This is a genomic window from Halobacillus trueperi, assembly GCF_003386945.1.
Classification (GTDB): domain Bacteria; phylum Bacillota; class Bacilli; order Bacillales; family Halobacillaceae; genus Halobacillus; species Halobacillus aidingensis.
Genome location: NZ_QUAE01000001.1, coordinates 106,955 through 126,414, shown reverse-complemented (window position 1 = coordinate 126,414; position 19,460 = coordinate 106,955). Strand labels below are relative to the sequence as shown.

The window sequence follows — 19,460 nt, the reverse complement described above, 5'->3', positions numbered from 1 at the left end:
TAAAATAGCTTATCTATAATTATGGGGGGTTTTTATGCATAATGTTTTACTGTTCTGCGACCCAGGAATTGATGACTCACTGGCCATCATGTACGCACTTTTAAATCCAAAAATAAATGTAGTGGGTATTGTTTCAAGTTATGGGAACGTTCCTCAGAAACAAGCCATTCAGAATGTATCGTACCTATTAAAGCTGGCTGGGAGGGAAGATATCCCTATCATTGGCGGCGCAAAAAGTCCACTCAGTAGGAAATCGCTGTATTTTATCCGGAAATCCACGGGGAAGAAGGACTTGGGCCCATCCGCCCTCCAGAGACAGTAGAAGGAGAAGTCGTAAATTTCGATGAGATCTTTAAAATCATCGATTCATACGCAGACAATCTAATGATTCTGGATGTAGGAAGATCTACATCTTTGGCTATTGCTTTTTTATTGGGAGGCCAAGAGAAATTACGAAAGGTAAAGGCCATTTATTGTATGGGAGGCGCCTTTTTAGTACCTGGAAACGTTACCCCTGTTGCAGAAGCTAACTTTCATGGGGACGCAATCGCTGCCAACCTCGTTTTAAACAAATTAAATCATATCTATATCACTCCATTAAACGTTACAAATCATGCCGTCATTACTCCCGAAACCATTCAAAGCATTACCTCCCAGTCTTTTAATGCGTTTATCCCCCTTATTAAGCCGATTTTTGATTACTATACCACTGCTTATAAGAAATTGAATCCGGGCCTTTCGGGCAGTCCGTTGCATGATGTATTTACTGTGTTTGCCTTAGTAAACCCAGAACAAGTCGGGTATATCAAACGCCAGGCTTCTGTATCTATAAACTTTGATAATACAAAAGGTGAAAGTATCGCCGACTTCAGGGCGAATTCCAGTGAACAAGCGACAGAGAATACAGATCATATCGCCATATCGTTCAACTACAAGGCGTTTGTAAATGATTTTGTCACGGTGATGACTACTCGATATATATAAAACGGTTATAACCTTTTAAAATGATCAACCTCTCTCCAAAGTCCTTCTGCCATCAAGTTCCAACTATTAATGCTTATACATAAGGACAGGGCCCCTCTGCATATCTTCATAAAAAAGCGCAAAAAGGAGGGGCGAAATGATCATTCATGCTGTAGAAAATGGTGACTCCCTTTGGAAAATCGCCCAGCGGTACGGAGTCGATATCAATCAAATCATCCTTCTGAACCAACTGAACAATCCTGATATGGTCGTGATTGGTCAGGCGCTCGTCATTCCTGAGCCGAATAAAGAATACGTCGTCCAGCCGGGAGACAATTTATGGAACATTGCGAACCGCTATGGTGTCCGGGTGCAGGACTTGGCTGAGAAAAACAACATATCGAACCCAGCGCTCATTTTTGTCGGTCAAATGCTCCTTCTTCCCTTTACAAATTACACGGTTCAACCAGGCGACAGCCTCTGGAAAATCGCCAACCAGTTCGGCGTGTCAGTTTCTGAAATTGCTGAAGCGAATGGCATTGAAAACCCGGCGGTCATTTCTATCGGTATGACACTCGCCATCCCTTCCCCTCTTCGACCTGTGAAAGAAATCAACGCTTACATTACGAGAACGAATGCAGAAGGAGCGAGGGAAGTAAACACTCTCGGCAGCCATTTCACCTACCTCTCTCCTTTCACACGGACCATCCAAACAGACGGAAATCTGACAGATTTGGATGACGCAGCGGTTTTACAGGCGGCCGCTGCCCAAAACATATCCCCGTTGCTGGTGGTCACTAATTTCGTCGGAGGCAGCTTCGATTCAGATCTTGCAGCCACTTTTTTACGAAACCCTGGGATTCAAGATACCTTTATCGAAAACCTATTGGAACAGATGCGTGCGAAAGGCTATTCAGGAGTAAACTTCGACTTTGAATATGTGTATCCGGAAGATAAAGAAAATTACAATGCTTTTCTTAGAAAAGTCGTCGGCCGTTTGCGTCCGGAAGGTTTCAGCGTCTCCACCGCCCTCGCGCCAAAAGTACGCGAAGATCAGCAAGGACTGCTTTATGAGGCCCATGATTATGAAGCCCATGGGGACATTGTTGATTTCGTTGTGCTCATGACATATGAATGGGGCTGGTCAGGGGGAAGACCGTGGGCCATCGCACCAATCAACAAGGTCCGTGAAGTGCTCGATTACGCCGTCACCGTCATTCCGCGTGATAAAATCCTAATGGGCATGCCTTTGTATGGACGTGAATGGGAAATCCCATGGGTGCAGGGTACATACGCCCGAACGGTCAACCCACAGGAAGCGATCCAACTCGCTGCAAAATACGGGGTCCCCATCCAATACAATGAAGAATATCAATCGCCTTTTTTCCGGTATACCGATGAAAGTGGGCAGGAGCATGAAGTTTGGTTTGAAGACGCAAGGAGTGTGCAGGCTAAATATGATACGCTCGAAGAGTACGGTCTGAGAGGCGCAAGCTACTGGGTTCTAGGCAGCCCCTTCCCACAAAATTGGCCGGTTCTTCAGCGTAATTTCAAAGTGAAGAAAATGTGAGGTCTCCTTTCCTTGGGAGGCTTACTTTTATTCTAATATTTTCAAAGTAAATCCACCCGCTTCTACTTTTCTCTTTCTCCCGTCCACATCTACGATATAAATGAACGGCTCATCCGTGGGATGGATCTCCCCCACCTTTTGATCTCTTTCTTTGAAAAAGGAGCGGATTTCACGTTCATCCTCCGGGTCGACCTTTGCAGTCTCTTCCACATTCTGTTCATATGTAAAATCAACCTCTTCCGCTTCATGTTCCGTACCTTGATCATGAATCCCCTGCAATAAATGGATAACTTCCGCAAAACTTAAAAACAGAACCCCCGTCACGAGGCTGCTGATTAAAACACTAATACCCTGAACCCCTGTCCCAAACCTTTGGTCTAGAATAATGACAAAGAACGCAATCACTCCAAGGCCCATGATCCCAAACGCACAATAAGTCAATAGCTTTGCGATTCTATTGGATCTTTTCAATGGTCTATCACTCCCTTGTCCTTGTTTCCGCCACCCAGCTTTACCACGACATCCTGGCCTTCTTTTAGAGACAATCTTCGTGCGCAAGTAACGATGAATTGTTCGTTATTTTTTTCTCCCACTTAATGAACAAACATAGTAGAAATAAAAAAACCAAGAGGAATCGCCACGTCTTTTTCAAAATGCGCCTCCTTTACTCTTTATTCTCAGCAAGCAATTCCTTGATTTGTTGTAAATATTGGATTTGCTCATCTTGTCTATCTGTTATCCGCTTCGTCATTCTTTCCAATGTTTTCGTAATCGACCATAAGGAAAGAATGATAATGATACTTATAAAAAAAGCCACTTGTTTCCCCTCCTTCTCACTCTTTTACGGTGCAAAATTTTATAAGTTTCATAGAAAAGGAGAGCTTTTTCCCACGAAGGGATTATAGTAAAATGATAGCCATACAAAAACCAGGAGGATCTCATGAATAAAAAAGAAGGACTCGTCATTTCCTTGATTCTACTTTCCTTTGCCAGCCTGTTTATATGGTACAGCTCAGGATCGAAATCACTCACAGGACAGTCCAAAAGTTGGTCAGGTCACTATGTAGGTGATGAAGAAAACGGAACCATGTTCAGAGAGCTCATCCTTACATACACGGGAGATTCGGTTATTGACGCCCCCCCTGTTACCTACACAGTGGACACAGAATCCACGTGGGGAGGGAAAGAAATCCACTGGAAAGGAACGAAGCGGCTCTCCGGCCAACAACTATACCTGGAATCAAAATGTAATGACTGTCGCATCGCTCTCAAAAGTGAAATGACAGTCACGTTAGAATGGGAAGGAAAAAAAGAAAAACTCGTGTTGTCCAAATAAAACGTCTAGAGCGTTTGGTCTCTAGACGTTTCTTAAGTTCCTCCCGATTCAGAATCTCACGAAAACCCTTTATTTTATTGTCCTCACTTTTTCCTGCTGTTTCCTAACATTCTCTTTATGAAAAGGAGAATTCAAGTCCTCATCCACTACACTGAACACATTTTGATCGGGGTCAAAGAAGTCAAAATGCTTCATCCCACCAAATTCTTGAATGTCCGTCGTTTCAACCCCTGCATCATTCAACCTCTTGAACGCGGCTTCGATATCGTTGACAACAAAATTGAAATAGCTATTCTTTTCGCTTTTGTTAATCTCGAATTCCGTAGGCTGTGGATGGGTCACTTCAATAAGTCCGAACTGGGCGGAGCCTTGAGGAAAGAAAAACCCCGCGCCTCCCTCCCATGAATCGATCTCCTGCACACCCAAGTGTTCCTCATACCATTTTTTCGATTTCTCAAGGTTTGTCACAGGGACAAACACACTCCCCAATTGAAACATGCTAAACTCCTCCTTTTTTTTCATGGAACCACCGACCCGTAAACATCAGGTTAACAAACATCCTTATGTATTTCCCTGCTGATCTTAATCATTTCCAACCTTGATTTTCAGTAAAAGTACCGTCGTATCTTGCTTGATCATACGCTTTACTTGTGCCGCATTCTGCAAATCAAAAGCTTCCATCGAACCTGAAGATGACTGAAAATAAGCTCCCAATAAGACTTCTTCTCCTAATTCAAGCTTTATTCCTTCTTCATCAATGGCATATTCCCATGTACTGATACCCGTTTCGTTTAAAGAAAGCGGACTCTCCCTTGGCATTAAAGATACGCCTGGAGCATACAAGTGCAGCAACGCCCCATCTCCCCCGCCTCTAATGATTCCGATTCCCAACTGCCCTTTTTCAGTCTGTTCTGGATTTTTCCCATAGGAAAGTTCAACCAACGGTTCTTCTATTTTCTTACCATCGTGATAGCTTTCCACCCAGACTCTCACCCATCGTTCATCTGCTTTTGGGAGCGTGAATTCAAAATCATGAATTTGACCGATTCCTAAATCCTTGTAGGTCTTTTCATAATCCGATTCAGCATTCGCTTTAATGAAGGGGTCTGTTCCCCCAGCCACCGCACAGCCGGATAAGATGAACAAGACGACAAGGGTAAAAACCTTCTTCATGTTTCACCTTCTTTCTTTAGGGATGACCACGTGACCAGTCATGAATAGAAAAACAAGCAGTGCGATCACCAATCCACTCATGAACAACACTCCTAAGTTTTCATTGAACATCTCTTTACCAGCATGCGCCTTAGGTTCTGGGATCGGGTCTTTACGGTCTTTCACATAACTCAAATGCTCAACCGTATTTCCTCCCGCTGCAGGCTCCCACCCGTATTTCCCTTTTTCCAACCAGAGTTCAATTTCGTCTCCTTCATATATATCCATCTTACTTCCGCCTGCCATGGCAACCCATGAGGGAATGTACGTGTAAAACACTTCTATGGAACGCTCGCGATTTATAGAACCTGGAGCCTTCCTATATTCCTGAACGCTCAAGCGCATTTTTCTTAATTGCTTAGGAGAGTCATCTGTAGATAAGTCTTTCACGAGTACATCGCTCTCCACACTTCCAACGAGATGGAGAGGAGCTTCCATCTTGATCTCTTTCAGTTCTTCTGGGTCCATAGCGCCATAAGTTGTAGCAGGAATGAATAAAGCAATGAATAAAAGCATCAGGAATGGATGGAGTATCCAGTATCTCAAAAGGCTCTCCCCCTTCCAATCAAAGACTTCTGCCCCCCATTATCCCATTTTCTTTATTTTCTGTAAATTTAACCCACATTCTTCAAGGATGAAGGGAGTTGTAAAAACAATAGAGAACATATAAAATCCATATATAACTTGATATCCTCACCTGAAGGAGCATAATTGTATGTTCAATAATTTAAAAACCAAATTCAATCAATACTTTGACCGTTTGACTCCTTTTCAGGTAATCGTATTGTTCTATGCTTCTGCAGTCATTGTTTCAACCATTCTTGTAAGCCTGCCATTCTTACATAAGGAAGGCGTAGATTTAAGCTTTATTGACGCGCTCTTTACTGCCGTCAGCGCCGTAAGCGTAACCGGGTTAACCGTTGTATCAACGATGGATACGTTCAATACCGCTGGATACTTTGTGTTAATGTTCATCCTCCAGTTCGGGGGTATCGGTGTTATGACACTGGGTACATTCATCTGGCTGATGCTTGGTAAAAAAATCGGCCTGAGAAGAAGACAACTCATCAAAACCGACCAGAACCGCTCTACGTTTGCAGGGATGGTCAAACTAATCAAACAGATCCTATTGATCATTCTTCTAATTGAATTGGTAGGTGCCATCATTTTAAGCATCTACTTTACCCAATACTTCCCGACAACGGGTGAGGCCATCGTTCAAGGTATGTTCGCATCGGTCAGCGCGACCACGAATGCCGGTTTTGACATTACAGGTGTGTCCCTTGTTATATTTGAAAATGATTATTTCGTCCAATTCATCAACATGCTTTTATTAACTCTTGGTGCGATTGGTTTTCCTGTTCTTATTGAGATTAAAGATTATCTGACACATAAACAAAAGAACGTGATTCACTTTTCCCTATTTGCAAAATTGACGTCCGTTACGTTCGGAGTGCTCGTGGTCGTCGGGACCGTCCTGATCTACCTTTTGGACAGAAACCATTTCTTCGCGGACAAGTCCTGGCACGAGGCTTTCTTTTTCTCCCTCTTCCAGTCCGTGACCACACGGAACGGAGGGCTCGCCACTATGGATGTAGCGGAATTCAGCGTTCCGACTTTGCTCGTCATTTGTATCCTCATGTTCATAGGTGCGTCTCCAAGTAGTGTAGGAGGAGGAATTAGAACGACAACCTTTGCGATTAGTTTGTTAAGCGTCATCTCATACGCTCGAGGGAAAAGTCATGTGCGTGTATTCAGGCGTGAAATCGATCCGGATGATATCTTCCGTTCGTTCATCGTCATTAATACAGCCATTGCGATTACAGGCATCGCGGTGATTTTATTGAATTATTTCGAACCGCAGTTTTCTTTGATGCAGATTTTATTTGAAGCGTGTTCGGCATTTGGTACGACCGGGCTGTCGATGGGCATCACCCCTGACTTGCATACAGCCGGTAAAATCATTATCATCACTCTCATGTTTATCGGAAGGATCGGCATTTTCTCCTTCTTGTTCATCATTCGAGGGAAAGGCATCAAAGACAAATATCATTATCCGAAAGAACCGATGATTATCGGCTGACAGGAGGAAACCAACGATGAAGAAAACATTTGCTGTTGTAGGACTCGGCCGTTTCGGCGGGAGCATCTGCAGAGAACTAAGCCGGGAAGGCATGGAAGTGCTTGCTTTAGACCTTGATGAAAACAAAGTCAATGAATACCGGGACATCGTCTCTCACGCTGTCATGGCTGATTCTACCGATGAACTCGTACTCAAAGAGTTGGGGTTCAGGAATATTGATCACGTCATCGTAGCGATCGGTGATAACATCCAAGCAAGCATGCTGACGACATTAATTTTAAAAGAGATGGGCATACGCATGATCACCGTCAAAGCCCAGAACGATTACCACGAAAAAATATTGAACAAAATCGGGGCCGACCAAGTCGTCCACCCGGAAAGAGATATGGGAAAACGTATCGCTCATCACATCATATCTGATAATATTCTTGATTATATCGAGCTATCGGATGACCACAGCGTCGTCGAGGTAAAAGCAGGAAGGAAAATGAGTGGAAAGACGTTGATCGATTTAGATATCCGCGCCCAGTACGGGTGTAACATCGTAGCGATCAAACGCGGAAAAGATGTCATCGTCTCCCCAATGGCTACCGAACAAGTGAATGCCAGCGACATTCTGATTGTCATCGGAGCCGATAAAGACGTCAACCGTTTCGAAAAAAACCTCGTCGTCGAGGATTAATAAAAGCAGCAGCTGTCAGACAGCTGCTGCTTTTTTTCATGATTTGAATATCGCTTGAGTGATGCGTGTGACCACTCCGTAAACCAACCGGAACATCAACCGAAACATAACAAGACCCATGATGAAGCTGAGCCAAAATTCTCCGTGACCGGTTAAAATAGTGGTGTTCACTGAAGGAACTCCTCATCATTTTTATTAGTCTCTTCCTATCTGAAATCGCTCGTCTTTACCTTGAATCTATTACTTGTCACTCCACTTGAAGTAACGGGAAGCTAGCACAATGGAAACGACCGCAATTCCTAGTAAAATCCCGACTTCAAAGCCGAATTCAGAGATTGGAGCCTCATTCCAAGTTCCACGCAGCAACTGAATGACATAATACAAAGGTAAAACCTTCGCTACGTACTGAAGAATCGTCGGCATCATCTCCAGTGGGAATGTTGCACCAGAGAGAAAAAGCATCAAGTTTAGAAAAAGGGAGCTAATGGCTGCCGCCGACTGCGTGTTTTTAGCCAGAGCCGTAACGAACAGAGCAAACGGGAAAAAGGCGAGAATACTGATGAATAGAGCCAAAAGCGTACTACCGATATACATCGGGGGCTGAAGGTTGTACATGACCATTCCGAAAACCATAAGCAATAGGGCAGAAATGATGAAGATCACCGTTCCCTGCATCGTATGGGCGGCGAGGATCTTCCACGGTTGAAGGGGAGTCGATTGATACCTGCGGAGTACACCGGTTTCCCGGTAACCTGCGAGAACGGTACCTAAAGTGAAAAACGAAGTGGTGACAATATTGACACCGATCCAAGACGGGATGAAGACTTCAGCAAAGGTAAAAGGACCAGCCATGTCGCCGCTGAACATCGAACCGAATAACCAGATCATCACAACAGGAAATAGGAACGTCCAGAAAACACTGAGACGATCACGGAAAAACATTTTCGTTTCCAAGTTTGCCAGCTTCACAACCGTATTCATCCTGTTTTCTCCTTTTCTAAGTATTGAACGAACAAGTCATCCAGCGACCCTCGATCAAACTTGAAGTTCTTCAATTCGATATTCTCATCATGGCAGTATGTGAAAATTTGATACGCGGTCTGTTGGAGGTCCTCACTGAACACTTTAAAATCAGCTTCGTCTTTTTCCACCCGAACCACATCACTCAGGGTTAACAGGTACTCATAGGACATTCGTTCACTTTCAAACCCGATATAATGGGTCGCCACATCATCCAGTAGAGCATCCGGATTGTTCAATGCTTTCAGCTCTCCGCTATATATCATCGCAACACGATCGCAAAGCTTCTCCGCTTCCTCCATGTAATGGGTTGTCACAACGATCGTGCTGCCCTTATCTCTTAAGGTGCGGATCATTCCCCACATTTCGCGTCTTGCATGAGGATCGAGGCCCATACTCGGTTCATCCAGAAACAACAGTTCAGGCTGGTGCAGCGTAGCCAAAGCAAGGGTGACCCGCTGTTTCCAACCACCAGAAAGATCTTCGAAATGGACATTAAGTTTCTCACCAAGACCGAGCATCTCAATCAATTGATCCTTTTGTGTTTTTCCTTTATAAAAGCTTGAAAACAAATCCAGCGCTTCTTTCACCTTCATCTTCTTCTGAATAGAGGTAGCCTGGAACTGCACCCCGATCCTTCGATTCAGTTCGCGCAGCTGTTTCTCAGGATTCAGCCCCAGTACCTCCACTTCTCCAGACGTTGGTTTCTGAATACCTTCCAGAATCTCAAGTGTCGTCGTTTTTCCTGCTCCATTCGGGCCGATGATCCCGAAGATTTCCCCTTTTCTTACCGTAAATGAAAGGTTTTTAACCGCTTGAGTGGCGCCGAACGACTTGGATAAGTTTTCAACCTGGATGACGTGTTCGATGATGACCGCTCCCTTCTTTCAAGTTTTATATATGTATCTACGCGTAGATGTCAGAAAAGTTCCAAAAGAAATCTTAATGTCTCATGCCATCTACTTCAAGATATCTTTTTGAGACTTTTGCGCGGGTTAGGGAAATGATCCATCTCCGCCACAGGTAGCGTATCGAAATTCAAAATAGCAACTCACTATGTGTATGCAATTACAGGATTAGTTTTCCTCTTTTTTAAAAGTTTTCTTTATCCCGATTCCTATTGATGTACCAATCAGACCGCCTATACCGAGACCAATAAAAAGCCTCCAATCAACCTCTCCACCATCCCATAAACTTATAAGGAATATTCCTGCAAAAACACCGGCCATCCAGCCAATCCAGGACTTAAAGAATCTTTTAATAAAAGTACCCCCTTCCCATTCGGTATGTGTTTTAGTTTTTATCATCCACTATGGGGTTTTAGTATGGTTGATAAAGCAGAAACATCCAACTCTTCACTTTCAATGACAATCGCTGTCAAACCGGTTTCCGTTTTCGTTTCATGCCACTCGCCTTTTTCCCAATAGACGGCATCCCCACTACTTACAGGAGTAAACCTCTCCTCTTCACCTTTGACCATCCCTTTTCCTTCGACCACAAGCAATAGCTGTGGAACGACGGCTTGATGGTAACCGATCACTCCATGTGTATCTAAATGCATGCAACCTATGTGAGCATCTTTATGAGTCTTAGCGATGCGAGACATGATGAAATCCGATTGGAACTTTTCAACCTTTTTACCCGTTTCTTATTTAAATGAATAAATATCCATGTTTACCTCCTGATCAAGTTTGATGAATGGATAAGCTTCTTATAAGTTCATGCAGACGATTGGGAAGCCGCCGGCATATACCTCGTATAATATGCGCCTAACATAAGGAGGAAAATCGTGAGGACCCAACTTATGATGCCAAGGCCATCCAACCAGTAAGCCACAAGATTCAGTACAGCAACGGAGTAGCAGCAGATAGACGTGAGGGCTGTTTTCCATCCCTTTACCCCTGCCTTCTTACGCTTATGTACAAATACAGCCACCGATGTAAAGAGCCCTAGAAGCAACAAGCTTGAGAGAAGTATTTTCACCAAAATCAATCCCTTCTTCTTTGTTAATAATTTTCCATATAAGCCGTAAACTGAATGGAAAATCCGACTAGAAGCAGAATGCCTACAAGAAGACAACCGATATGGATCACTCTCTGAAACAACGTTTCTTCCTTCACTTTTTTAATCGTCACAAGCGGCAGCAATGTCAAGAGAACGCCAAATAGTAAAGCTAAATCCATAACTTATCCCCCTATTATTGAAATAAATGATGAAACAAACGATCTTTGCCATCAAAAAACTGCTTCATGATGGTGTAGTGGTTGGTCGCTTCAAGCGAGGTCTCTTTCATTCCGTTTTCCGTCAACTCCATGATTTTCGCATCAGGATAGGCCATTAACAATGGAGAGTGTGTGGAGATGATAAACTGGGAGCCTTCAAGAACAAGGTCATGAATTCTTCGAAGCATAGACATTTGCCGTAGAGGTGAAAGAGCAGCTTCCGGCTCATCGAGAATGTATAATCCTTTTCCTTGGAAGCGCTCGGTGAACGCTGCAAAAAAGGATTCGCCATGCGACTGCTCATGCAGCGATTTTCCTCCGAACGAATCGATGATCTTTCTTCCACCTATCTCTCTATCCAGATCTTCAATGTTCGTCGCGACATTATAAAAACTTTCCGCCCGGAAGAAGAAGGAATCCTTCGGTCTATGCACTCCTTTGGCGAGACGGAGATATTCATCTAAATTCGAGTGGGAGTCATAGCTGGAAAAATTGAAGTTAAGTGTCCCGCCCTCCGGATTAAAACCGAGCGCAATCGCCACGCCTTCAAGCAAAGTCGATTTCCCCATCCCGTTTTCACCAATAATATAAGTGACATTCGGATGTAGCTGTAAACCCTCAAAGTTTCGAATCACGGGGAGATTGAGTGGGAAATTCTTGTAGGATTGGATCTTTTCACGTTTTAAATCAATGGAACGTATATACTGGGTCTGGCTATTTAATTTTGTCATTCTACCACCTCTAGAGATAAGTGTTTCGTCCTATTCTAATCCATAATTCTAAAAGGACAATCACCGCCATAGAAACGAAAAACATAAGAACCATGGTTTCCGTTGATCCACGAACAGCACCTATGTTCACTAGGCTCATGCCTGTATATAAGATATATTTCAGCACATGAATCCTCTCCTTTACTTCCTTACCTGTCGATCCGTCGGCATAACGATCGCAGCCACAATGTAAATAAGCCACGTCAAACCACCTGTAAAAAATCCCGATACAACCACGATGATCCTCAGGATGCTTACGTCTATGTTAAAAATTTCGCTAAGTCCACCGAGTACTCCAGACAGTTGGCTATCATTCGTGGAGCGATATAATTTCACCACTACTCTTCCCCTCTTTCATTTTTATTCAAAAATCCATTCAAAAAATGTAGTCACATAGTAGAGGCTGTAAAAATGCAACACTTGCAGCCCTAAAAATAAAAGCAATACAGCTACCGCCCGTTTCAGCGTAGGTTGTTTCAACTGAATGAAATATCCGAGTCCCCAGATCACATAGACCAATAGAATACTAAGGTTTTCACCTACATACGGATCATCCTGTTCTACGAAGTGAGTACCGAAATAAAGAAGAAATCCCCACGCTAACAAAAGCACGAATAAAATCAGATTAGTCATATGAATCTTCTGACGAATGGTCACCACTCCTTTCCTTAAGGTTCGCTGATCCCCATCGCAAGAAGAAGAAAACCCATAACAATCAAAACGCCGCCGTTCAATACGAATCCAGCCGTACCTGCGATGATTTTTTTAGATAGCACCGCACAGACGAGGCCTATGATAGAAAGAGAACTTTCAACGGCCACCACCAATGGCAGATCGACGTTTGGACCACGGAACATAAAAAATAAAAGGACATTAACGATTACCGTACCCAATGACATCCAAGCCCATTTGTTCATAGAACTTCTCTCCTCTACAAATTATCATCACTTCATCCTTTTAAAATTTCTAATGAAGCAATGTAATAAAAAGCCATTTCTTCTTTTATACGGTTGATCCTCCGCATGGGTTTCATCATTCCTCAATAAAAAAAGTACCTCCCTAAAAATGGGAGATACTCTCACCTTTTCTCATCAGACCATTCGGCAAAAAGATTTTCTTTCATGGCATAAATCGCCGCCTGTGTGCGGTCATGGACCTGCAGCTTGCTTAAAAGATTACTCACATGCGTTTTGACCGTTTTTTCTGTTATGTACAAGTCGCTCGCAATTTCTTTGTTGCTTTTACCAAGCGTGATTTGATAGAGCACATCTTTCTCCCTGTTCGTCAGCTTGAAATGGACGCCAGGTTCTTTCTTTTCCCCTCCATTACTCATTTGTTCCAAGAGTAGATTCGTTGCTTTCGGGTGCAGAAGTTTTTCCCCTTTGAACGCGGCTCTGATTGTTTTTACAAGTTCATCGGGATCGACATCTTTCAGCTGATAGCCGACAGCCCCGGCCTGCAGTGCCGGAATAACATGATCCTGATCAGAATAGCTTGTCAGGACGACCACCTTTGCTTCCGGATGGGCTGCGCGTAATTTTTTCGTCGCTTCTACTCCATCCATGACAGGCATCATCAAATCCATCAGAACAACATCCGGATTCCATTCTTTATAGGCGTTCAGTGCTTTCTCCCCATTTTCCACTTCACCGATGACCTCGATATCCTCCTGCGTATTCAGAAAAAATTTCAGCCCTCTTAACACGACGAGATGATCATCCACGAGCATCACTCTAATTTTCATCCTCATTCCTCCTCTCCATCCGGTACGGTAAAAAGACATCAATGGTCGTTCCTGCTCCCGGTTCGCTTCTCACAGCAAGTTTTCCACCTAATAGTTCCGCCCGTTCTCTCATACTGATTAGTCCGAGCGTCTGTCGCTCGTCATCCGCATCTATTTGAAATCCACTCCCATGATCCATCACAGTCATGCCCGCTCCTCCATTTGTATCAAAAAGGCGGACCGTGACCTCTTTCGTATTCGCGTGCTTCGCCACATTGTTCATCGCTTCCTGACTAATTCGCCACAGCGTTTCTTCTGCCTGGCGTGACCAGTCGGGGAGACGTTCCATTTCAAACTGAACACAGAGGCCGAGATGCTCTCCATATTTTTTCATGGCAGAAAGCAGCCCCTCTTCCAGTCCCACCGGTCGCAGCTGCCAAATCAATGAACGCATCTCTTTCAAAGATTGCTGGGACATGGACAACATGTCATCCATCAATTCTCCGAGTGACGAGTCATACTTGGACACGATTTCCTTTGCGCCCTTAGCCGTCAACGATAAGGAGAAAAGTTTCTGATTCACAGAATCATGCAGATCGCGGGCCAGGCGTTTCCGCTCTTCATGAAGCAGCAACTCCTGCCGTTTCTCTTTTAGGGTGATGCTTTCATAAACGAGCGTCAAATGCCGACCCAATGCCATGAGGAATTCACGGTCACTAGGCTGGAACGAGGTGCCCGCTGGTTCGATCCAAACTGCTCCTGTTACAACCTGTTGTCTTGTAATTGGTATGACCGCAAGACATTCTTCGACTCTGACTTCTTCCGCCAACGCAAAAGCAGGTTTCTTGCCCATTTGATTTTCTATGTAACAACCAACCGAAGACCAGCCAAAAATTTCCCGCCCGTCCTTCTCTAAAATCTCTTGCAAATCATAAAAATCATCCGCTGACCATAAAAACCCGGCAAGCTGATTTAATGCTTCAAAGCTTTCCGCTCGCCTCCGCTCATCTTGATACAAACGTGTCCTGCGTATGGCTGTCCCGATTTGAAAACCGAGCGATTGAAGCAAAGTTAATTCTTCCTGTGAAAATTTTTCCTTCCGAGGAGAAGCGACGTTCAACAACCCGAAAGATTCCTCCCCGTCCCCAAGAGGGATTGTCGCATGGTGGGTGATGCCATTCGTATCCCCCCAAGCGTGCTGAATCGCTTCATTCAGCCGCTTACATTCAATGATGTTGACCGGCTCCGTCAGCTTCCCATTGCGATAACGGCTCAAGCAGTAACAATCCCCACTGCACATCGGCTTGTACGCCCCCCACGATAAAGCTGGAGGAAGCCCATGATGAGCAGCGAGCACATACTCCTCAGGGCTGTCGATGAGAAATATCCATCCGGCTTCAAGCTTTGTCAGCTCGAGCAATTTTTCCAACACGGTCTGAAGCATCATCGTCATGTCATTACAACGGTTAAGCGTTTCGGCGATCACTTTCATAATGTTCAATTCTTCGACGCGTTCATATCCACTCATGGCTCTACCTCCTTCCGCTTAGTTGTGTCGAATTCTAAAATTAGTTTGTCGAATTCCTTAATAACCCGCTCAGATTCTTAAATAACGGAGTCGAATACTTAAATAACTTTGTCGAATTCTCAAGTAACACCCATTCAACTGCTCTTTACGTCCAAAAAGCGATCCGCCATAAATTCCGCTAACAACAAATCCAGCTTTTCTTCTATTTCCAATCTCAAACGATTCCCCTCAAAGTGTTCCGGATCAAAGATCAGCTGCCCGGGAGCGACGGCTGCGTAGAGTCCGCGTCCGACCGTGCGCATTTGATTCAGTGCATTGATGCCGCCTTTCCCACCTCCGGAAACAGCAAGCAGCAACGTCGGTTTCCTTTTAAAATGCGCCCCACTCAAAAACTCCAACGCATTTTTCAAAGCACCACTCATACCATTATGATATTCCGGCGACACCCAAATAAAACCGTCCGCTTCTGCGACAACCCTTCGCAGCCACTGGACCGATGGATGATCTCCCTGCGTTTCTTCTCCATTGAATAATGGAAGATCAAGCTTGCTTAAGTCGACCAACGTCCCATTCAATTTATGTTCTAAAGTCTGAGCGACAATCTTTGTCCGTCCATTCTTCCTCGGTGTTCCACTAAAAATCACGATACTCATTTTTCATAACCTCCTTACTTCTTAGGTTATGGGAAAAGGCATCGACTTGAATCCGAGAATGGAAGGAATATCATCTACACCATTGGTCTGAAAACGTACGTTCGTTCATAAAGGAAGGAAGTCATCTGGTTGAACGGTTTTGCCCGGCGGAAGTGGTTGAACATCCCCACCTTCACCTGGAGGAAGCGGGCGACTGTGAATGGAAGAATAAAAGAGATCGAAAAAGTCTTTTCTGGACATGGACATCGTTTCTTCGTCTACAAGCAAATAGACATTTTCCCGCTCCTCACCATAATAAATGTGAATCAGTTCTTCATTTCCAAAATCCAGCGTCCCTAGTTTCTCCCTTTTCGCCCATTCTCCTTTAATAGGTGAGGCTCCCTGTATCCCTTCAGTAATCGTCATGATCTCCTTAATGGATTCGACCTCTATCTTTCTTTGCATCTCTGAATCATAAAGAATGAGGTTTGATGGAAGTTGGGTGACGTCTAGGTGTTTCGATTTCTCCACCTCTATAGTGTCCTCTTTGACGACATAAGCATCCACAGGCATGGCACCAATCAGCACAAGCATCATGACGAGGGTCAACCTCTTCATCCACTCACCCTTCCTAGGATTTTATACAAAAAACACTTGAACCTTCACTGGATTCAAGCGTCTCTCGCTGCTATTTTTTGAATAAGGACATGATTTTACCAAGCGTTCCACGGGAATGTTTGACCGAATGTTCCAACCGTTCATTGAACTCACTTTGGGAGCGCCACACTTTCTTCTGTTCTTCCCGCATTTCCTGGAGCTCTTTTTGCAGATACTCTGATTTTTCCTGCTCCTGACGCAGTAATTCATCGTACTGTTCTTTCTGCTGCTGCATCATCTTATCCATTTTCGTATGCGTCTTTTGTGAAAAGTTTCCGACTCCGGAGCTGATGACATGGTGATCCTGTTTTAAACGGGATACGGTCGTTTTCAATTCATCCATATCATTTTTCAACTGGACGTTCATTTCTCTTGAGGCCGCAAGCTCACTGGCTAGAAAACGGAACATCTCTTTCATCTGATCAGAATCTTGCAAATCTGTTCCGTCATATGTATCCGAAAGTGCGAGTTCCCGAGACTCATAGCCTGCAAGAAGCTCCTGCTGTTCTTCTACAATTTCTTTTATTTTATCTTCTTTCGGCAATTCCGAATCGCGGATTTTTTTGAGAACCTCGACATCTGACCTTACAAAAATCCGCCGGTCGCCATCTTTGAAAAACTCATACCCGTTCTGTTCCAAAAGCTGCCCATACCGTCTGACCGTCGTTGTGGCGATCCCGACTTCTTCGGCTACTTCCTTCGTAGAGAAAGCGCGTTCGTTCGGTTGTATATCGTGTCGCATATCGGGCCTCCTTTTCTTTCTATATAATCGTATACAAACTTCACTACTTCTATTATAAGAGTTTTTCGACTTTCTGCCCATCCACATTCCGTTTTATTTTTGCTCTATTAAACTTCCGTGTTTGTTTCTCTTCACAAAAACTTCTCCATACGGATGTCGGCCCACTTGCTTCCGTTCCAATACGTAAAATCCGGGATTCTTGCAATCTCTTCATACCCGAGTTTCCTGTACAGCTTCTGTGCCTTCTCATTGAATTCGAACACCCCAAGCTCAACACGGTCCAACCCAGCCTCTTTGATCCGACCTTCCAGATAACGGATGGCTTCGAATCCGATTCCTTTCCCTCGACCGGCTGCCTCACCAATGGTAATTCCGATCCAGGCTGTATCTTGTTTTTTGCTATGTAGATGACCAGGGTTGATCATGTAATTCATTTCTCCAACAAGTTCACCATCCATATAAATAAGGAAAATCTCATGGTTCTTTAATCGTTGTTTCAAACTTTCCGCTGTCACTTCATACCTTTTTTCCAATGCGTCCTGATCAGGGTTTGGTCGGACCATCGGAATGAGCGATGTATCATTTTCCCATCGGTGGTATGCGGATGCGATTTGTGTCGTTGGCTCTGTCAGTTTTTCAAATGTAACCCCCATGACTGCTTCCCCTTTCACTACATAACCTGAATGATTTTCTCCGCCAAATTTCCCATGCTATAGTTTTCGGAATGTTTTCTATATATATGGGAGTCTCCATCTAATCGTTGTCCTTCTATTAAAACATATTCCATCCCTTTCAAGCATATATTTGTTGCTTTATACTTAGAAGAGTTTGAACTTCAGGAGGTTACATGTGAGGAAAACAATCATCGTGATCATCGTACTTCTCCCCTTGTTCGCCGGGTGCATGAATGAATCATCAAACAAGGAAGAAACGAAAGAAGAAAATAATAGAGCATACACAGCGGATAACGTCTACCAATGGCTCGACGAATCAAACCTGTTGGAAGGTGAGAAAGAGCCTTTATCTGAAAGTGTCCAGTCACATGAACAATTCGTAAACGGATACTCTACAGGAGATATCGACATCATCGAATACGAAACAGCTGAAGGAACTGAGCAACTCAAAGATCATCCGACCGCCCTTGTCCATGAAAATATCGTCCTCATGTTCCTCGGTCAGATGTCACAAAAAGATAGCTTCAAAGCCGTCCTTGACGATAGAAAGCCCCTTGAAGGACTCTATAGAGGCTACTTTAACTCTGCAGAACAACAGTCTTTTGTCCACCAATTCCGTGATGAGAAATTCAATGGATTCGAAGAAACGGTCGCCCATTTTTACAAGCTGGAAGATTCATTGAAGTCTGATACGTTCACAAGGTTCATGTATCAAAAAGAGGTGACATGGAAAGGCAGGCTCGTCCAAACGTTTCCTGACTTTCTCGTCGTCTATGCGGGCGGCACTTACAATGGAGAGAATTGGCTGAATATCGAGACTAACAGCACAGATATGCTGCCCTACACCTTTATCGTCGAAACCCAGAACCTCGAGGGACAATCATTGGATTTGAATTTGCAGAAAGGAGACTCCATTACTGTCAAAGGACAGATCCATAAACAAGGATCATTAGACAAGGAGACACATTGGGGGCTAGAAAACGGTCTGGTCATTCAATAAAGGGAATTCAGGCAATTTTCGAACTGGTTTATACTAACCCATTCGACTTAAAAATGAAGATGATGGTCAGGGTTTATTACTTGGTTACAATCCTATCCATCACCTTTTTCACGGAATAGGCACAGGGACGATCTCAAATAAATACGCGAAAAACAAAACACATGCCACCAAAGAAACGACTAGTTTCCGCTTTTTGAATTCAATGATTGCAAAAACTGCTATCGCGATAATCGTCAAACCATAAAAAACAAAATCAAACCAACGTGCCTCTATGAAGAAGGTTTTGGCTGTATATAAAAGCCAGTAGAACACAACTACATAAAGGTACCATTTATTTTGTTCAGGCTCTCTTTTCTCGTCTTTCGCTATCCTCCACCTCAACAACCATACGTTATAAAATGAAACTCATATAATCTACATAATGACCTTCCACTTTCAAGGCTCTCCGTTCTTTCTTTCATTTGGAATGACTTAATTTCAGGACTCATTCGTGTACTTGCGAAAACGCGGCTTGCTGAAATAAGCACCTGTTAGTAAGAACACCAAAGCTGCAAGGACCCCTGCGGCCGCCTGGTCAACAAATAAAGAAACAGGAACAATGATAGATGATAAAAGAAAAAAGAATTTCATCAATGTTATCCCTCCA

General features: G+C 43.8%; 28 protein-coding genes and 1 pseudogene. 6 read left to right on the top strand and 23 right to left on the bottom strand.

Annotation, left to right across the window (positions count from 1 at the left end; all coding sequences use genetic code 11):
• Positions 1-34: 34 nt before the first annotated feature.
• Both DYE48_RS00640 and DYE48_RS00635 read left to right on the top strand, forming a co-directional pair.
• A pseudogene (locus tag DYE48_RS00640) lies at positions 35-984 on the top strand (nucleoside hydrolase).
• Between the two features lie 136 nt (positions 985-1,120).
• Complete coding sequence (locus DYE48_RS00635) at positions 1,121-2,533, top strand: glycoside hydrolase family 18 protein (protein WP_115821935.1); 1,413 nt, start codon at positions 1,121-1,123, stop codon at positions 2,531-2,533.
• A gap of 27 nt (positions 2,534-2,560) precedes the next feature.
• Here the strand turns inward: DYE48_RS00635 and DYE48_RS00630 are convergent, their stop codons facing one another.
• Positions 2,561-3,004 (bottom strand): hypothetical protein, encoded by a 444-nt coding sequence (locus DYE48_RS00630; protein ID WP_115821934.1) that lies wholly within the window; start codon positions 3,002-3,004, stop codon positions 2,561-2,563.
• A 193-nt stretch (positions 3,005-3,197) separates the two neighbouring features.
• A complete protein-coding gene (locus tag DYE48_RS21040) occupies positions 3,198-3,350 on the bottom strand; it encodes a hypothetical protein (RefSeq protein WP_167449407.1) in 153 nt (50 codons plus the stop codon).
• A gap of 123 nt (positions 3,351-3,473) precedes the next feature.
• On the opposite strand from DYE48_RS21040, the gene DYE48_RS00625 reads away from it, so the two are divergent.
• Positions 3,474-3,869 (top strand): hypothetical protein, encoded by a 396-nt coding sequence (locus tag DYE48_RS00625; protein WP_115821933.1) that lies wholly within the window; start codon positions 3,474-3,476, stop codon positions 3,867-3,869.
• 69 nt (positions 3,870-3,938) lie between these two features.
• On the opposite strand, the gene DYE48_RS00620 is transcribed toward DYE48_RS00625, so the two are convergent.
• From DYE48_RS00620 to DYE48_RS00610, 3 genes are all read right to left on the bottom strand, one after another.
• Positions 3,939-4,367 carry a VOC family protein gene (locus DYE48_RS00620; RefSeq protein ID WP_115821932.1) on the bottom strand — a complete coding sequence of 143 codons (429 nt, stop codon included), beginning with the start codon at positions 4,365-4,367 and terminating at the stop codon, positions 3,939-3,941.
• A gap of 84 nt (positions 4,368-4,451) precedes the next feature.
• On the bottom strand, positions 4,452-5,042 hold the full coding sequence (locus DYE48_RS00615) for a hypothetical protein (protein ID WP_115821931.1): 591 nt from the start codon (positions 5,040-5,042) through the stop codon (positions 4,452-4,454).
• A 3-nt stretch (positions 5,043-5,045) separates the two neighbouring features.
• Positions 5,046-5,627: a hypothetical protein gene (locus DYE48_RS00610; RefSeq protein WP_115821930.1), complete on the bottom strand. Its 582-nt coding sequence runs from the start codon at positions 5,625-5,627 to the stop codon at positions 5,046-5,048.
• Positions 5,628-5,796: 169 nt separating this feature from the next.
• Here DYE48_RS00610 and DYE48_RS00605 point away from each other — a divergent pair, with 169 nt between their 5' ends.
• Positions 5,797-7,164: a TrkH family potassium uptake protein gene (locus tag DYE48_RS00605; protein ID WP_115821929.1), complete on the top strand. Its 1,368-nt coding sequence runs from the start codon at positions 5,797-5,799 to the stop codon at positions 7,162-7,164.
• Positions 7,165-7,180: 16 nt separating this feature from the next.
• Complete coding sequence (locus DYE48_RS00600; protein ID WP_115821928.1) at positions 7,181-7,846, top strand: potassium channel family protein; 666 nt, start codon at positions 7,181-7,183, stop codon at positions 7,844-7,846.
• A gap of 36 nt (positions 7,847-7,882) precedes the next feature.
• On the opposite strand, the gene DYE48_RS21450 is transcribed toward DYE48_RS00600, so the two are convergent.
• The 17 genes from DYE48_RS21450 to DYE48_RS00525 all read right to left on the bottom strand — a co-directional run bounded on the left by DYE48_RS21450 (position 7,883) and on the right by DYE48_RS00525 (position 17,793).
• A complete protein-coding gene (locus DYE48_RS21450) occupies positions 7,883-8,017 on the bottom strand; it encodes a hypothetical protein (RefSeq protein WP_279629288.1) in 135 nt (44 codons plus the stop codon).
• Positions 8,018-8,086: 69 nt separating this feature from the next.
• On the bottom strand, positions 8,087-8,827 hold the full coding sequence (locus DYE48_RS00595; protein WP_115821927.1) for an ABC transporter permease: 741 nt from the start codon (positions 8,825-8,827) through the stop codon (positions 8,087-8,089).
• Positions 8,824-9,735 carry an ABC transporter ATP-binding protein gene (locus DYE48_RS00590; protein WP_115821926.1) on the bottom strand — a complete coding sequence of 304 codons (912 nt, stop codon included), beginning with the start codon at positions 9,733-9,735 and terminating at the stop codon, positions 8,824-8,826. The genes DYE48_RS00595 and DYE48_RS00590 overlap by 4 nt, the downstream gene beginning before the upstream one ends.
• Before the next feature lie 207 nt (positions 9,736-9,942).
• Positions 9,943-10,095, bottom strand: a complete 153-nt coding sequence (locus DYE48_RS21035; RefSeq protein WP_167449406.1) for a hypothetical protein — start codon at positions 10,093-10,095, stop codon at positions 9,943-9,945.
• Positions 10,096-10,169: 74 nt separating this feature from the next.
• The gene (locus DYE48_RS00580) at positions 10,170-10,472 is read right to left on the bottom strand and encodes a cupin domain-containing protein (protein WP_167449405.1); all 303 of its coding nucleotides are present in this window, start codon (positions 10,470-10,472) and stop codon (positions 10,170-10,172) included.
• A gap of 113 nt (positions 10,473-10,585) precedes the next feature.
• Positions 10,586-10,849, bottom strand: a complete 264-nt coding sequence (locus tag DYE48_RS00575; protein WP_115822254.1) for a hypothetical protein — start codon at positions 10,847-10,849, stop codon at positions 10,586-10,588.
• A 23-nt stretch (positions 10,850-10,872) separates the two neighbouring features.
• Entirely contained in the window at positions 10,873-11,049 is a 177-nt protein-coding gene (locus tag DYE48_RS21030) for a hypothetical protein (RefSeq protein ID WP_167449404.1), read from the bottom strand.
• A 14-nt stretch (positions 11,050-11,063) separates the two neighbouring features.
• Positions 11,064-11,819 (bottom strand): AAA family ATPase, encoded by a 756-nt coding sequence (locus DYE48_RS00570; protein ID WP_115821924.1) that lies wholly within the window; start codon positions 11,817-11,819, stop codon positions 11,064-11,066.
• Positions 11,820-11,999: 180 nt separating this feature from the next.
• A complete protein-coding gene (locus DYE48_RS00565; protein WP_115821923.1) occupies positions 12,000-12,197 on the bottom strand; it encodes a PspC domain-containing protein in 198 nt (65 codons plus the stop codon).
• 21 nt (positions 12,198-12,218) lie between these two features.
• Positions 12,219-12,491, bottom strand: a complete 273-nt coding sequence (locus DYE48_RS00560; protein WP_147299260.1) for a hypothetical protein — start codon at positions 12,489-12,491, stop codon at positions 12,219-12,221.
• A 35-nt stretch (positions 12,492-12,526) separates the two neighbouring features.
• Positions 12,527-12,775 carry a hypothetical protein gene (locus tag DYE48_RS00555; protein ID WP_115821921.1) on the bottom strand — a complete coding sequence of 83 codons (249 nt, stop codon included), beginning with the start codon at positions 12,773-12,775 and terminating at the stop codon, positions 12,527-12,529.
• A 161-nt stretch (positions 12,776-12,936) separates the two neighbouring features.
• The gene (locus DYE48_RS00550; RefSeq protein WP_115821920.1) at positions 12,937-13,602 is read right to left on the bottom strand and encodes a response regulator; all 666 of its coding nucleotides are present in this window, start codon (positions 13,600-13,602) and stop codon (positions 12,937-12,939) included.
• Entirely contained in the window at positions 13,592-15,109 is a 1,518-nt protein-coding gene (locus DYE48_RS00545; RefSeq protein WP_115821919.1) for a GAF domain-containing sensor histidine kinase, read from the bottom strand. Before DYE48_RS00545 ends, DYE48_RS00550 begins: the two co-directional genes overlap by 11 nt.
• Before the next feature lie 134 nt (positions 15,110-15,243).
• Positions 15,244-15,762: an NADPH-dependent FMN reductase gene (locus DYE48_RS00540; protein ID WP_115821918.1), complete on the bottom strand. Its 519-nt coding sequence runs from the start codon at positions 15,760-15,762 to the stop codon at positions 15,244-15,246.
• 105 nt (positions 15,763-15,867) lie between these two features.
• Positions 15,868-16,359 carry a hypothetical protein gene (locus tag DYE48_RS00535; RefSeq protein WP_115821917.1) on the bottom strand — a complete coding sequence of 164 codons (492 nt, stop codon included), beginning with the start codon at positions 16,357-16,359 and terminating at the stop codon, positions 15,868-15,870.
• 70 nt (positions 16,360-16,429) lie between these two features.
• Positions 16,430-17,140, bottom strand: coding sequence for a MerR family transcriptional regulator (locus DYE48_RS00530; protein WP_115821916.1), 711 nt, complete (start codon positions 17,138-17,140; stop codon positions 16,430-16,432).
• 131 nt (positions 17,141-17,271) lie between these two features.
• Positions 17,272-17,793, bottom strand: coding sequence for a GNAT family N-acetyltransferase (locus DYE48_RS00525; protein ID WP_115821915.1), 522 nt, complete (start codon positions 17,791-17,793; stop codon positions 17,272-17,274).
• A gap of 196 nt (positions 17,794-17,989) precedes the next feature.
• Here DYE48_RS00525 and DYE48_RS00520 point away from each other — a divergent pair, with 196 nt between their 5' ends.
• Positions 17,990-18,814 (top strand): hypothetical protein, encoded by an 825-nt coding sequence (locus DYE48_RS00520; RefSeq protein WP_115821914.1) that lies wholly within the window; start codon positions 17,990-17,992, stop codon positions 18,812-18,814.
• Positions 18,815-19,291: 477 nt separating this feature from the next.
• Here the strand turns inward: DYE48_RS00520 and DYE48_RS21025 are convergent, their stop codons facing one another.
• A complete protein-coding gene (locus tag DYE48_RS21025; protein ID WP_167449403.1) occupies positions 19,292-19,447 on the bottom strand; it encodes a hypothetical protein in 156 nt (51 codons plus the stop codon).
• Positions 19,448-19,460 lie beyond the last annotated feature (13 nt).

What these genes read in the sequence shown, in the direction of transcription:
- DYE48_RS00635 (WP_115821935.1), top strand. Translation starts at nt 1,121, where the DNA reads ATGATCATTCATGCTGTAGAAAATGGTGACTCCCTTTGGAAAATCGCC.
- DYE48_RS00625 (WP_115821933.1), top strand. Translation starts at nt 3,474, where the DNA reads ATGAATAAAAAAGAAGGACTCGTCATTTCCTTGATTCTACTTTCCTTT.
- DYE48_RS00620 (WP_115821932.1), bottom strand. Translation starts at nt 4,367, where the DNA reads ATGTTTCAATTGGGGAGTGTGTTTGTCCCTGTGACAAACCTTGAGAAA.
- DYE48_RS00615 (WP_115821931.1), bottom strand. Translation starts at nt 5,042, where the DNA reads ATGAAGAAGGTTTTTACCCTTGTCGTCTTGTTCATCTTATCCGGCTGT.
- DYE48_RS00605 (WP_115821929.1), top strand. Translation starts at nt 5,797, where the DNA reads ATGTTCAATAATTTAAAAACCAAATTCAATCAATACTTTGACCGTTTG.
- DYE48_RS00600 (WP_115821928.1), top strand. Translation starts at nt 7,181, where the DNA reads ATGAAGAAAACATTTGCTGTTGTAGGACTCGGCCGTTTCGGCGGGAGC.
- DYE48_RS00595 (WP_115821927.1), bottom strand. Translation starts at nt 8,827, where the DNA reads ATGAATACGGTTGTGAAGCTGGCAAACTTGGAAACGAAAATGTTTTTC.
- DYE48_RS21035 (WP_167449406.1), bottom strand. Translation starts at nt 10,095, where the DNA reads ATGGCCGGTGTTTTTGCAGGAATATTCCTTATAAGTTTATGGGATGGT.
- DYE48_RS00580 (WP_167449405.1), bottom strand. Translation starts at nt 10,472, where the DNA reads ATGTCTCGCATCGCTAAGACTCATAAAGATGCTCACATAGGTTGCATG.
- DYE48_RS21030 (WP_167449404.1), bottom strand. Translation starts at nt 11,049, where the DNA reads ATGGATTTAGCTTTACTATTTGGCGTTCTCTTGACATTGCTGCCGCTT.
- DYE48_RS00570 (WP_115821924.1), bottom strand. Translation starts at nt 11,819, where the DNA reads ATGACAAAATTAAATAGCCAGACCCAGTATATACGTTCCATTGATTTA.
- DYE48_RS00560 (WP_147299260.1), bottom strand. Translation starts at nt 12,491, where the DNA reads ATGACTAATCTGATTTTATTCGTGCTTTTGTTAGCGTGGGGATTTCTT.
- DYE48_RS00555 (WP_115821921.1), bottom strand. Translation starts at nt 12,775, where the DNA reads ATGAACAAATGGGCTTGGATGTCATTGGGTACGGTAATCGTTAATGTC.
- DYE48_RS00550 (WP_115821920.1), bottom strand. Translation starts at nt 13,602, where the DNA reads ATGAAAATTAGAGTGATGCTCGTGGATGATCATCTCGTCGTGTTAAGA.
- DYE48_RS00545 (WP_115821919.1), bottom strand. Translation starts at nt 15,109, where the DNA reads ATGAGTGGATATGAACGCGTCGAAGAATTGAACATTATGAAAGTGATC.
- DYE48_RS00540 (WP_115821918.1), bottom strand. Translation starts at nt 15,762, where the DNA reads ATGAGTATCGTGATTTTTAGTGGAACACCGAGGAAGAATGGACGGACA.
- DYE48_RS00535 (WP_115821917.1), bottom strand. Translation starts at nt 16,359, where the DNA reads ATGAAGAGGTTGACCCTCGTCATGATGCTTGTGCTGATTGGTGCCATG.
- DYE48_RS00530 (WP_115821916.1), bottom strand. Translation starts at nt 17,140, where the DNA reads ATGCGACACGATATACAACCGAACGAACGCGCTTTCTCTACGAAGGAA.
- DYE48_RS00525 (WP_115821915.1), bottom strand. Translation starts at nt 17,793, where the DNA reads ATGGGGGTTACATTTGAAAAACTGACAGAGCCAACGACACAAATCGCA.